Source organism: Streptomyces sannanensis (assembly GCF_039536205.1).
GTDB classification, from domain to species: Bacteria; Actinomycetota; Actinomycetes; order Streptomycetales; family Streptomycetaceae; genus Streptomyces; species Streptomyces sannanensis.
In genome coordinates this window covers 3,214,080-3,225,896 of record NZ_BAAAYL010000001.1, presented here as the reverse complement: position 1 = coordinate 3,225,896, position 11,817 = coordinate 3,214,080, and the positions used below count along the sequence as shown (strand labels likewise).

Sequence of the window (11,817 nt, the reverse complement as noted above, 5' to 3'; positions counted from 1 at the left end):
GCGGGCGCGGTGTGTTGACTCGACATCAGGGGGACGCAACCTCAGCCGGTGGGCACGACGGACGGATGGTGTAGGGGACGGGGAATGAGGGGGCTGGGGACGCCCGGGACGGGATGGATGCGCGGCGGGACGGCTGAGCAGGGGGTCAGACTGCCATTCCGTACACGATGGTGAAGAGCGTGCCGAGCGAACCGATGATGAAGACGCCGGTGAGGCCGGCCACGATCAGGCCCTTGCCCTGCTCCGCACTGAAGGTGTCCCGCAGAGCCGTCGCGCCGATGCGCTGCTTGGCCGCGCCCCACACCGCGATGCCGAGGCAGATGAGGATGGCGACCGCCATCACGACCTCGATCATGACGCGCGCTTCATTGCCCAGGCTTCCGAAGGGCCCCCAGTTCGGAGCGATTCCGCCGATAATGGTGGTGATGTCGCCCTTTTCGGCTGCCAGGTTCATGTAACTCACCGCCCCTGTTGGGTTGTTCAAGCCCCTGCCCGTTGGCATGGGTCACGCTCTATCTTCGCCGATGAACCGCGCAGATATGTCGACTCGGTGGCTCTCTTTACCCGGTTTCGTATGTGGGACCGGTCGCACTGCCCTGGCGGAGGCGGACCGGTTGTCTGTGAGTACGCGTACCGTCACTCTGTGTATCACGGAGAGTTACTTCTGGCAATGACTGTCGTTACTACACCCATGGGCCGGTACCGGGCGGAGTGACTCCGGTCGATCGTTTATCGACAGTTTCATCGACCAACTGCGGCAGCGGCGTGTCACTATCGGACATTTGAGGGTGGGTGTGGTTCGGGTGCGCTGGGATGACCCGAACCGCGGTGGGCATTCAGCTATTTGGGGCCGGGTATGGGTGATACGACCAGAACAGCGTCGGTGGGCGGGTCGGGGACTGCCGAGGGGGCACCCTGCCGGTGTGACGCCGAAGCAGGTGAGGGCGATCCAGGCGCCGCCGAGGAGCGGTTCCGGGGGCTGTTGGAGGCGGCTCCGGATGCCATGGTGATCGTGGATCACGGCGGGGTGATCAGGCTGGTCAATGCGCAGACGGAGGTGTTGTTCGGGTACCGGCGTGAGGAGCTGCTGGGGCGTCCGGTGGAGTTGCTGGTGCCCGGTCGGTTCCGTGAGCAGCACACCCGGCATCGTGGGGGGTACGGCGCCAATCGGCAGGTGCGTCCGATGGGTGCGGGGCTGGAGCTGCACGGGCTGCGCAAGGACGGTACGGAGTTCCCGGTCGAGATCAGCCTGAGTCCGCTGGAGACGGCCGACGGCCCGCTGGTGTCGGCCGCCGTCCGCGACGTCAGCGAGCGCAAGGCCGCCGAGGAGCGGTTCCGGGGGCTGTTGGAGGCGGCTCCGGATGCCATGGTGATCGTGGATCACGGCGGGGTGATCAGGCTGGTCAATGCGCAGACGGAGGTGTTGTTCGGGTACCGGCGTGAGGAGCTGCTGGGGCGTCCGGTGGAGTTGCTGGTGCCCGGTCGGTTCCGTGAGCAGCACACCCGGCATCGTGGGGGGTACGGCGCCAATCGGCAGGTGCGTCCGATGGGTGCGGGGCTGGAGCTGCACGGGCTGCGCAAGGACGGTACGGAGTTCCCGGTCGAGATCAGCCTGAGTCCGCTGGAGACGGCCGACGGCCCGCTGGTGTCGGCCGCCGTCCGCGACGTCAGCGAGCGCAAGGCCGCCGAGCAGCGCATCAATGAGCTCGCCGCGCTCGTCGAGTCCTCGCAGGACGCCATCCTCGCCAAGACCCTCGACGGCCGCATCACCTACTGGAACGCCGCCGCCCAGCGGATGTACGGCTACACCGCCGAGGAGGCCATCGGCCGGAACGTGGCCGTGCTGGCCGCGGCCGACCACCAGGAGGAGATCGCCGCACTCCTGGAGCGCCTGCGGGACGGGCACAAGGTCGAGCACTTCGAGACCCTCCGGGTCACCAAGGACGGCCGCATGCTGGACGTGGACGTCACGCTGTGGCCCACCCGCGCCTCCGACGACACCGTCGTCGGGGCCTGCGCCATCGTCCGCGACATCAGCGACCGCAAACGGGTCGAGGCCGAACTCACCGCCCTGTACGAACAGCAGCGGCACATCGCCCTCACCCTGCAGCGCAGCCTGATGGGCACCCCGGCCGCCATACCGGGCCTCGCCGCCGCCAGCCGTTATCTCCCCGCCACCCAGGGCGCGGGCGTGGGCGGCGACTGGTTCGACCTCATCCCGCTGGGCGCCGGCCAGGTCGGGGTCCTCATCGGCGACGTGATGGGCCGCGGCCTGGAGGCGGCCGCCGTCATGGGGCAGTTGCGGTCCGCCGCCCATGCCCTGGCCAAGACCGGTATGCAGCCACGTCAGCTGATGCAGGCCCTCGACGCGGCCGTCTCCGACCTGGACGTCCCCGACCAGCTGGTCACCTGCTGCTATCTGGTCATCGCCCCCGAGGCCGGGGAGGTGACCATCTGCTCGGCCGGGCACCTGCCCATCCTCGTCGCCACACCCGACGACGGTGTTCGCATGCTGACCGTGCCCGTGAGCACTCCGCTCGGCGTCGGCGACGTCCTCCATCAGCAGACCTGTGTCGCCGTCCCGCCCGGGGGCACCCTCGCGCTCTACACCGACGGTCTGATCGAAACCCCCGACAGCGACATCGAATACCGGCTCAACCAGCTCATAGCCGTCCTCGACGCCGCCCTGGCCACCGCCCCCGACCTGGAGACCGCCGCCGATCACGTACTCGCCGGCCTGCTGCCCGACGCCCAGAGCCACAACGACGACGTCACCCTGCTCCTGGCCCGGCTTCCCGCCGCCCCCCTGGCCACCGCCACCACCCACCTGCCCGCCGTCCCTACCGCCGTGCGAGAGGGACGCACCTACCTCGGCAAGGTCCTCGCATCCTGGGACTGCGCCCAGGCGGCCGACGACGCGCGGCTCCTGGTCTCCGAGGTGATCACCAACGCCGTCCAGCACGCCTGTGGGCCGCTCGGCCTGCATATGCGCCGGACCCCCACCGAACTCACCGTCGAGATCAGCGACTGCAGCACCCGCCTGCCCCAGCCACGCCTGGCCACGGCCGACGAGGAGTCCGGACGGGGACTCGTCCTCGTCGACACCCTGGCCGACAGCTGGGGCGTCCGTCCCACCGACGAGGGCAAGACCACCTGGTTCACTCTCCGCCTGTGAGCGCCCTCCTGTGAGTCCTGTCCTGTGAGCCCCGTCCTGTGGGCCCCGTCCTGTGGGCCACATCGAAAATGCGTTGCCCGCCGTCGGCCGGCGCGGGAGGCTTCCGGCCATGTCTGACAGCGGATCCAGCAGTGCGCAAGGAGTGGCCGCCTTCTTCTCCCAGGGGCGGCTGACGGCGATTCCCCGGAAGACGGCTCGCCGCGAGCAGTTGCTGGTACACCTCGTGGAGACGCTGTTCGAGCAGGACCGGACCTACACCGAGCCCGAGGTCAACGAGGCGCTGCTCACGGTGCACGGGGACTGTTCGGCGCTGCGCCGTTACCTGGTCGACTCGGGTCTGCTGGCCCGCGCCAAGGACGGCAGCAGCTACCGGCGGGCTGCGTAGCCGACGTCAGGGCTGATCGTTGCCGAGTTCGGCGAAGTGGTCGAACTCTCCTGCCAGTACGCCCATGACGAAGGCGTCCCACTTCGCACGGGTCGTTGTCACGACGTTCTCCGGGTCGCTCGTCTCCCGGATGCGGACCAGATCCCCGGGGCCGGTCGCGACCTCGATCCAGGGGCCGGGACCCGCGTCGCCCTCGGGGGCCGCTCTGACCCAGTCGAGGTCCGCGGGGTGTTCAGCCATGGTGCTGCTCCTTGACGGCGATGAGGAGGTTCGCGCAGGTGGCGGGGCAGTGGTGAGTGGTGCACCGTCCGACGGGGCGGTCACAGCACTAGGCGCGACCAACGGACCCACGGGAACGGAGACGTCCATGGCGGCAACCGTATCCGCCTCCTGGGCCTGCGCGCCCTCCGGCTTCCGCACGATCCCCGTGCACCCGGTGCGGCCCGGAGCACCCTCCGTTCGGTGCGCCGACAGCCGGGAAACCTTCGGGTGGGGCGGCGGCGAGCTGCTCCGGGGGCGGAGGGCGGGCCGCCGCCCTGACGGACGGGCGTCGGACGGGTCAGACGTCCGCGCCCGGTCGGGCGCCGGCGTCGGGGTCGACGTAGCAGGGTGAGGACAGCGTGACGAACAGGCCGTCGCGTCCGGCCTTCTCCCACTTCGACGCGTGGGGATCCCGGGAGGCGAAGTCCTCCTCGACCGTCACCGTGTGGTGCAGGCTCAGGTCCTCGACGTCGAGCTGCAACTGCCGGGCCTTCGAGTTCGCCCTCTCGAAGCGGTACACCTTCCACCCACGCCGAGGGAGTTCCCCGTGCAGCCGCTCCAGGGCGTCGGTCAGGACCTCGCGGGAGGGCCCGTACACCTTCCAGAAGTGCTGGACGCGGTAGTCGTGCCCCTCCTCCGGGCACGGGACCACGAACGGGGCGCCGTCGGTGGTCTCGTATCTCAGGCCGAGTACGTCCAGGATCACGCTCGACCGGTGGCGTACCAGGGCCATGACCTCGTCAACGGGCTTCGTGCCGGCTGCGATCGGGTCAGTCATCCAGCGTGACCTTGTCGTACTTGCCCACGGTGACCCGGGCCTGGTTCAGGAGGCTCGGGGTCCCCGGATCCCAGTATCCGCTGTGGCCCGAGGACCCTTCCGTCGAGATGCGATGGGCCCCGAACTCCTCGTCGTCGGGGGTGACGATGACCATGTTGGGGTCGCCGCTGTCCGCCGGGAGCTCGTTGTGGAGGCCGCCGTGTTTCGGACCGCCGACACCGGGGACGAGGTCGTCCCACGTCTTGCCGGCCCAGACATGGCCGGACGGGACGTCCAGATCGTCGGCATGGCCGTACTGCATGCCGGGGCTGCCGACCACGAAGATGTCGTCGGCCCGAAGGGTGCCCTGCCGGCAGGCCGAGCCGACGACCGTACTGCCGTAGCTGTGGCCCTGGACGGTCAGATGGGTCGGATCCCCTTCGTGCGTGGTGCGCAGGCCGTCGACGAAACTGTTCAGCAGGGGGCCGCCGTTGTTGGCGAAACTGCTCCGCGGCGCGTCGAGCAACGACTGTGGGGCGTCGTAGCCGAGCCAGGTGATCGTGGAGACGCTCCGGCCGTCCGCCATGGCGTCACTGGCACCCCAGAGCGTCTCGGACCGCGGGAGGTCCTCATCGATGATCTCGAGCCTTGACGTCAGGCCCGGCACGTACACGTTGGTGTGATCGGCGGTGTCGGGATTGCCGTTGGCGACGATCGCGTGGCCGTTGCCCTTGATGTCGAAGCCCAGAAGGTACGCCTCGGGCAGTGGGCGTTCGCCGGGGCGCTGGACGTGGCCGGTACGGTCGAAGCGGTCCTGGATGGCGTTCATGCCCTTCAGCTGGGCGTCGAGCGCGGCTCGCTTCTCGTCCCAGGCCCTCCAGTCGGCGCGCACCGACCGGCCTTCCACGTAGACATTCCCCTTCGGCGGTTCGGAAGCCGCGAGCTTGTCGCGCTCGATCTGGACCTGGGCCCGGGTCTCCGCCAGCACCATTCTGTTCGCGTCGTCGCGGACGGTGGCGGGGATGCCGTTCAGGGCGCCGATCGACGCCGGGTAGAGGGTGGCGTACTCCTCGCGCTGTTCCTGGGTGAGGGCGTTCCACCACTTCTTGTTCTCGGCGGGCGACTTCCCCTTCGGGATCTTGTCGTCGTCGAGGTATTTTCCGGCGGCCTGCTGGACGGCTCTGGTGTCCGCGGCGGCGTCCACGAGCATCGCGTCCGTGATGTCGAGTCCGGGGGTGGCTTTGAGCTTGCGCAGGACGCTCGCGAACCGGCCGTCGATCTCGGAGGCTTCCCGCACGGCGGCCGCGATGCGCGCCGCGATGTCCTCGGCCTTGGCCTTGTGGGGGTCGGGGGCGGCCGGGTCCTTGACGGTGAGCGTGGGCAGCAGCGGGAGGTTGCGGGCGGGGTTCGTCGAGCCCTTGCCCGGAGCCATGGGTATCGGGACGGTGGTCGGGTACTCGACCGAGCCGTCGGGCTGCACCGTGAACTTCAGGTTCTCGGCATCCTCCAGGGCCTGCCGCAGCTTCTTCTGAGGGGCGGTGAGCTCGCTCGCGAGGCTGTTGAGTGCGGTGCGGATCAGTCCGCACTCGGTGTGGAGGTACTGGTAGTTGCGGCTGAGACGGCCCAGGTCGGCGACGGCCGCTGTGGCGGCGGCGCCCTTCTGGGAGTCGCGGATGCGGGCGAGCATCTCGTTGTCGACGCGGTCCTTGGCCGTGTTGGCACGGTTGCTGACCTTGCCCCAGCCGTCGGCGGCGTCGGTGTATTCGGAGAGCTTCAGATCGCGTAGCTGCTGCCATGTGGGCATGACCGGGTTACTGCCCCTTCGTCTTCGTGACGCCGAAAGAGTCCCGGACCTGCACGTCGGTCTCGCCGAAGTCCCTGCCCACCGTCTTCAGCACGCCCTCCAGGCGCGCGCACTCGTCCCGTACGGATGTCAGCCGCGTCTTCCAGGAGGTACGGACCTCCTCCAGTGCGGCCGTGCTGGTGAACCCCGCCGTGCCGCCCGGGACGCCCTCGGCAGCGGTGTCCAGCTCGCTCACGGCCGAGTTGGTGGAGGTGTGCAGGGCGTTCGCCACGCCGGAGGCGCTGTTCCATGGGGTCTGGGTGATCTGGAGGTCGGCGTCGCCGCCCCCGCCGATGGGGGCGACCGAGGCCAGGTTCATCCTCGTGCCCTGCCCGCTTGTGCCCTGTCCGCCGCCCGGACTGTCGGCGAGCAGTTCCTCCCACTGCGCACTGAACTCCACGCGATCTCCCCGCTGTTCTGTGTTTCTCGGCTGTGCCCGTTGTGAAAATACCAATGACACATGGCTGGATGGGTGGCGTGACACGGGTCTTCGACGCCGTACCGTTCGACATGCTCGAAAGTGGGGACGAACTCGACGCGAGTGAGGGAGGGTTGAGGGGTGCGTAAAGTCTGGGCGGTCACCGGGGCCGGGGTCGGGCTGTGTCTGTGCTTCGTCGCGCTGCTCGTCGTCGGCACGTACTCGGCGGCCGCGGGGCTCATGGGCGGCAAGAACGGCGGAGGGCCGGTGGCTCTGGCCAAGGGGGCCGTGCCGGCGCTCTATCAGCCGCTCGTCCAGAAGTGGGGCAATCTCTGCCCGGCCATCAACCCCGCGCTGCTCGCCGCCCAGCTCTACCAGGAGAGCGGCTGGAACCCGAAGGCGCAGAGTCCCGCCGCGGCGCAGGGCATCGCGCAGTTCATCCCCGGCACGTGGGCGACGCACGGTGTCGACGGGGACGGCGACGGCGACCGTGACGTCTGGGATCCGGCCGACGCGATCCCTTCCGCCGCTTCGTACGACTGCGAGCTGGCCGGGTATGTGAAGAAGGCCCCGGGTGATCAGACCGACAACATGCTCGCGGCGTACAACGCGGGCGCGTACGCGGTCATCAAGTACGGGGGGGTGCCGCCCTACCGGGAGACCCAGAACTATGTGAAGATCATCCGCACCCTGGAGAAGAGCTTCGCCCGTCCCGTCGGCCGGGTGCAGCCCTCGCAGCAGGCCGCGGGCGCGATCTACTACGCGCAGCAGAAGCTCGGCACGCCCTATCTGTGGGGCGGCGAGGGCCGGCCCGAGGAAGGCGGGCGGTTCGACTGCTCGGGGCTGACCCAGGCCGCGTACGACACGGTCGGCATCAAGCTGCCGCGCGTCGCCAACGACCAGTACAACGCCGGGCCGCATCCCTCGCGGGACGAACTCCTCCCCGGGGATCTGGTCTTCTTCTCCGACGATCCGGCCAACTCCCGGGCCATCCGGCATGTCGGGCTCTATGTCGGAGGTGGTTACATGATCAACGCGCCGTACACCGGGGCGGTGATCCGCTTCGACAAGATCGACACCCCGGACTACTTCGGTGCGACCCGGGTCACGAAAGACGGAGCGGAGGCCCTGCCCGACCATGGCCGGAACTCGCCGTGAAGCTTTGGCCCTGAGCTGCGATGACGGATCACTCTTCGATAACGTCACAGTGATCATTCGGTGGAGAGTGGAACGAGGCCGCGCCGACGGTCGTTTCCTGGTACTGGGAACAACGGCATGACCATGCACCGACCAGCACTGACCACGGGGGTTCGAAAGCGGCGCGCACGGGCGCGCGCCGGCAGGCGACAAGGCAAGGGGCCGCAGTAGATGGCTGGTTCTGTACTCGCATTCGATGCGTCGAACCCCGACGTCAGCCTGCTCTACGACATCAACGGACTGGCCAAGGACGCCCCGACGTGGTTCGACCGTGTCATGGGGTTCATCGGCGAGTACGGCATTCTGCTGGCCCTGGTGCTCGTCGTTCTGTGGTGCTGGTGGAGCGTGCGCCGGCGCGAGGACGCCGCGAGTGCCGTGACCTCCGTCGCGGGGATCGTCTGGGCGCCGCTCGCCGCCGCGATCGCGCTGCTGGTCAACATCCCGATACGCGGCTTCGTGGAACGGCCGCGGCCGTTCCAGGACCACAAGGGACTCGATGTGCTGGTCGCGGGAAAGACGGACTTCTCGTTCGTCAGCGACCACGCGACCCTGGCGATGGCCATCGGGGTCGGGCTCTTCATCGCCAACCGGAAGTTCGGGCTCCTTGCGATCGGCCTCGCCCTGGCCGAGGGCTTCTGCCGCGTCTACATGGGCGTGCACTACCCGACCGACGTGGTCGGCGGCTTCGCGCTCGGCACGGCCGTCGCGCTGCTGCTCGCGCCGCCGGCGATGGCACTGCTGACGCCGCTCGTCTCGGCGGTCTCCCGGTCACGCAGGATCGGGTGGCTCGTACGGTCGCGGCGTGTGCAGGCGGTCGTGGAGCGGCCCCTCGGCACGGTCGAACCGCGCCGTCACGGTGAGGGCGAGCGGGACCTGGCGGCGTGACGGCGACGGTGACGGCGGCCGTGCGTCACAGCGCCTGCGGGAAGTCGAACAGCCTCGTCGGGTCGTACCGTTGCTTCAGCGCGGCGAGGCGCGGAGCCGCGTCGCCGTAGTAGGCCCTGCGCCAGTCGGTGAGGGTGGGGTCCGGGTAGTTCTGGTACGCAGCCCCCGAGGCGTACCGGCGCAGGGCGCCATGAGTGTCCTTCAGCCAGGTCTGCTGCGCGGCACCCGTGGTCCCGGGCCGCCAGGAGGCGATGTACTGGGCCAGCATGCGGGAACGGCGGTGCACGAACGCCGTGGCCGCCGGGTCCACGCGGTTCACCGCCCCGCCCAGCGCGGTCAGCACGACGGATCCGTTGCCACCGCCCTCGGCGGCCGTGACGCCGAAGCGTTCCATCCGGCCGAGGAGTGCGCTTGTCGCCGCCGACGGGAGCGAACGGTCGAAGAAGTCCGAGCGCGCGGCGTATGTCTCGCGGCGCAGCCGCCCCTGCGGGGTACGGCCCGGAGTGGTGCCCGGCAGATGGCACTGGGCGTCGCTGAAGTCGGCGCAGCCGGCGTACAGCAGCATCGCCTGCTCGTAGCCGCGGCGCCGGAGCGTCACGTACGACGCGGAGGCGCCCACCTTGTCGGCCAGCCGGTCGACGGCGTTCTGCAGCTCGCCGTACGTGCCCAGGGAGAAGGCGGAGACCGTGACGGTGGGCTCGCCGACGCCCGCGCCGGCGGCGAGATGGGCCGACGACCAGATCTCGTCCGGCTGGGCCGGGCCCCATTCCTGCCAGGCGCTGATGACGGCCCGGGCCTTCGACCAGGGCCATTTGAGGTACGCGGTGACGCAGGCAGGAGCGTCATGCGTACGGAAACGCAGCTCGGTGACGACGCCGAAGTTTCCGTTCCCGGCGCCGCGCAGGGCCCAGAAGAGGTCGGGGTTCTGTGACGCGGACGCGGTGAGGGTCCGGCCGTCGGCGGTGACGAGTCTGGCGGAGGTCAGGCTGTCGCAGGTCAGGCCGTAGGCGCGGGAGACGACACCGTGACCGCCGCCGAGGGTGAGGCCGGAGATGCCCACGGTGGGGCAGGAGCCGGCCGGGATCGTGCGGTTCTTGCGGGCCAGGGCCCGGTAGACGTCGATCAGCTTGGCGCCGGCGCCGATGGTGCCGTCGGTGCCGACCTTGTCGAGCTTCGAGATGTCGATGACGAGACGGTCGTTGCCGCTGGACCAGCCGCCGTAGGAGTGGCCGCCGTTGCGGATGGCGAGCCTGGTGCCCGGGTGGCGGCGGGCGAAGGAGAGGCACTCCTTGATGTCGGCCTCGTTCGCGACGTACGCGACGGCGGCGGGGCGCAGGGCGTCGAAGCGGGTGTTGTAGAGCTGCCGGGCGGTCGGGTAGTCGGCGTCGCCGGGGCGTACGAGCGTGCCGGCGAGGCCCCGGGCGAGCGCCGTCCAGCCGGTGGGGGTGGGCGTCGCCCCCGCGGCGGCTGTCCGCGTCGCCGTGGGTGTGCCGGTCGTGGCGAGTGCGCGGGTGCGTGGCGCCGTGGGGCGCCGGTCGCCCTCGCAGGCAGCGGTGGCGGCGGTGGCGGCGGTCGCCGCGAGAGCGGCTGCCGAGGTGAGCAGTGTGCGCCGGTCCATAGGTCATGTCCTCCTGGCGGAGGAGACGGCTTCCGGCGCTCGCGGGTTCCGGTGGGGGGCGTCGCCGATGCGGCGTCAGCGGGTGCCGGCGGAGTGGTCCGTCGCGTCCGTGCGGGCGCGGTCGCGCGAGCGTCTTGCCGGGCCGGACCAGCCACAGGAGCACCGTGCGAGGCAGAAGGAACCGCGTTCGACGGTGTGGGTCCGGTGTTCCGGGGTTTCGTCGGGAAGTTCCTGCGGTTGCACGACTCCACGCTACCGCTCGTCCGGTGAAGGCCCGTCGCCGCAGCGGCCGGTGGATACGCCCCGAGGCGTCTCCGAGGGGCCGGATCCGCGCGGACCCGCATGGGCGTGACGGGGGTCGGGGGGCGTCGTTAAGCGGGGCGGGTGGGCTCGGAATCTTGGCGGACAGGGCTGGGGGTTGGCGGGCGATGGTGGTGCAGCGGCACAGGTGGCGGGTCGGCGCCGTGGCCGGCCTGTGGGCGGTGATGGCCGGGTGCGCGGGCGGCGGGGCGTCCCTGGAGGACCATGGCGCAGCCGATCCCGAGGAGGCCGTGCGCCGGGCCGCCGATGTGCTGAGCAGCGCCGGGAGCGCCAGGACCCGTACGGCCATGGAGATGGCGGCGGGCGGGACACGGCTGACGATCAGGGGAGAGGGCGGGTACGACTTCCACAGCCGGATGGGGGAGTTGAAGGTGCTGCTGCCGCCGGATCCGGCCGGGGTGGATGAACACCGGCCCATCACGGAGCTGCTGACGCCCGGTGCGCTCTACATGAAGAACCGGGGCGCGGGGGTGCCGGCCGACAAGTGGGTGCGGGTGGACACGACGTCGCTGGCCGACGGGAATCTGGTGACCGGCGGGGCGACCGATCCGCTGGCCGCCGCGGAGCTGCTGCGTGGCGCGCGCTCGGTGGTCTACGTGGGGGAGACGGAGCTGGCCGGGGTCAGGGTGCGGCACTACCGCGGGGTGACGGACATCTCACGGGCCGCGGTAGTGGCGGGGGAGCAGACGAGGGGCTCGCTCGTGGCGGCGGCGAAAGGGTTCACCACGGACACCGTGCCGTTCGACGCGTATCTCGACGAGCGGGGCAGGCTGTGCAAGGTGCGGCACCTGTTCAGCTACGACAACCAGGGCCGTACGGTCGCCGTCGCGTCGACGACACTGCTGTACGCGTTCGGGTCGCCGGTGACGGTGCGGCTGCCCGAGCAGGGCGACATCTACGCGGGAAAGATCGAGTCGTAGCCCTGCGGGAGGGTTCCGAACCGCCCGGAAGGGGGGC

11 protein-coding genes are annotated in these 11,817 nt (G+C 70.1%); 5 read left to right on the top strand and 6 right to left on the bottom strand.

The genetic code is table 11. The annotated features are described in order from the left end of the window. Positions 1–145: 145 nt before the first annotated feature. Positions 146–454 (bottom strand): hypothetical protein, encoded by a 309-nt coding sequence (locus ABD858_RS15195; RefSeq protein ID WP_345037657.1) that lies wholly within the window; start codon positions 452–454, stop codon positions 146–148. Positions 455–856: 402 nt separating this feature from the next. On the opposite strand from ABD858_RS15195, the gene ABD858_RS15190 reads away from it, so the two are divergent. After that, positions 857–3,175: a SpoIIE family protein phosphatase gene (locus tag ABD858_RS15190; RefSeq protein ID WP_425586203.1), complete on the top strand. Its 2,319-nt coding sequence runs from the start codon at positions 857–859 to the stop codon at positions 3,173–3,175. A 109-nt stretch (positions 3,176–3,284) separates the two neighbouring features. Beyond that, positions 3,285–3,560 carry a DUF2087 domain-containing protein gene (locus ABD858_RS15185; RefSeq protein WP_345037655.1) on the top strand — a complete coding sequence of 92 codons (276 nt, stop codon included), beginning with the start codon at positions 3,285–3,287 and terminating at the stop codon, positions 3,558–3,560. A 6-nt stretch (positions 3,561–3,566) separates the two neighbouring features. On the opposite strand, the gene ABD858_RS15180 is transcribed toward ABD858_RS15185, so the two are convergent. The 4 genes from ABD858_RS15180 to ABD858_RS15165 all read right to left on the bottom strand — a co-directional run bounded on the left by ABD858_RS15180 (position 3,567) and on the right by ABD858_RS15165 (position 6,821). Next, positions 3,567–3,800, bottom strand: a complete 234-nt coding sequence (locus tag ABD858_RS15180) for a DUF397 domain-containing protein (RefSeq protein WP_345037653.1) — start codon at positions 3,798–3,800, stop codon at positions 3,567–3,569. Positions 3,801–4,119: 319 nt separating this feature from the next. Beyond that, positions 4,120–4,599, bottom strand: a complete 480-nt coding sequence (locus ABD858_RS15175) for a hypothetical protein (protein WP_345037651.1) — start codon at positions 4,597–4,599, stop codon at positions 4,120–4,122. Next, positions 4,592–6,382: an alpha/beta hydrolase gene (locus ABD858_RS15170; protein ID WP_345037649.1), complete on the bottom strand. Its 1,791-nt coding sequence runs from the start codon at positions 6,380–6,382 to the stop codon at positions 4,592–4,594. The genes ABD858_RS15175 and ABD858_RS15170 overlap by 8 nt, the downstream gene beginning before the upstream one ends. Positions 6,383–6,389: 7 nt before the next feature. Next, the gene (locus ABD858_RS15165; protein ID WP_345037647.1) at positions 6,390–6,821 is read right to left on the bottom strand and encodes a hypothetical protein; all 432 of its coding nucleotides are present in this window, start codon (positions 6,819–6,821) and stop codon (positions 6,390–6,392) included. A 159-nt stretch (positions 6,822–6,980) separates the two neighbouring features. Between ABD858_RS15165 and ABD858_RS15160 the strand changes: the two genes are divergently transcribed. Together ABD858_RS15160 and ABD858_RS15155 are read left to right on the top strand one after the other, a co-directional pair. After that, positions 6,981–7,997: a C40 family peptidase gene (locus ABD858_RS15160; protein WP_345037645.1), complete on the top strand. Its 1,017-nt coding sequence runs from the start codon at positions 6,981–6,983 to the stop codon at positions 7,995–7,997. Between the two features lie 210 nt (positions 7,998–8,207). Beyond that, the gene (locus ABD858_RS15155) at positions 8,208–8,921 is read left to right on the top strand and encodes a phosphatase PAP2 family protein (RefSeq protein ID WP_345037642.1); all 714 of its coding nucleotides are present in this window, start codon (positions 8,208–8,210) and stop codon (positions 8,919–8,921) included. 25 nt (positions 8,922–8,946) lie between these two features. Here ABD858_RS15155 and ABD858_RS15150 read toward each other — a convergent pair whose 3' ends face one another. Further along, a complete protein-coding gene (locus ABD858_RS15150; protein ID WP_345037640.1) occupies positions 8,947–10,539 on the bottom strand; it encodes an FAD-binding oxidoreductase in 1,593 nt (530 codons plus the stop codon). A 428-nt stretch (positions 10,540–10,967) separates the two neighbouring features. Between ABD858_RS15150 and ABD858_RS15145 the strand changes: the two genes are divergently transcribed. Continuing rightward, positions 10,968–11,780: an SCO4651 family lipoprotein gene (locus ABD858_RS15145; RefSeq protein WP_345037638.1), complete on the top strand. Its 813-nt coding sequence runs from the start codon at positions 10,968–10,970 to the stop codon at positions 11,778–11,780. Positions 11,781–11,817 lie beyond the last annotated feature (37 nt).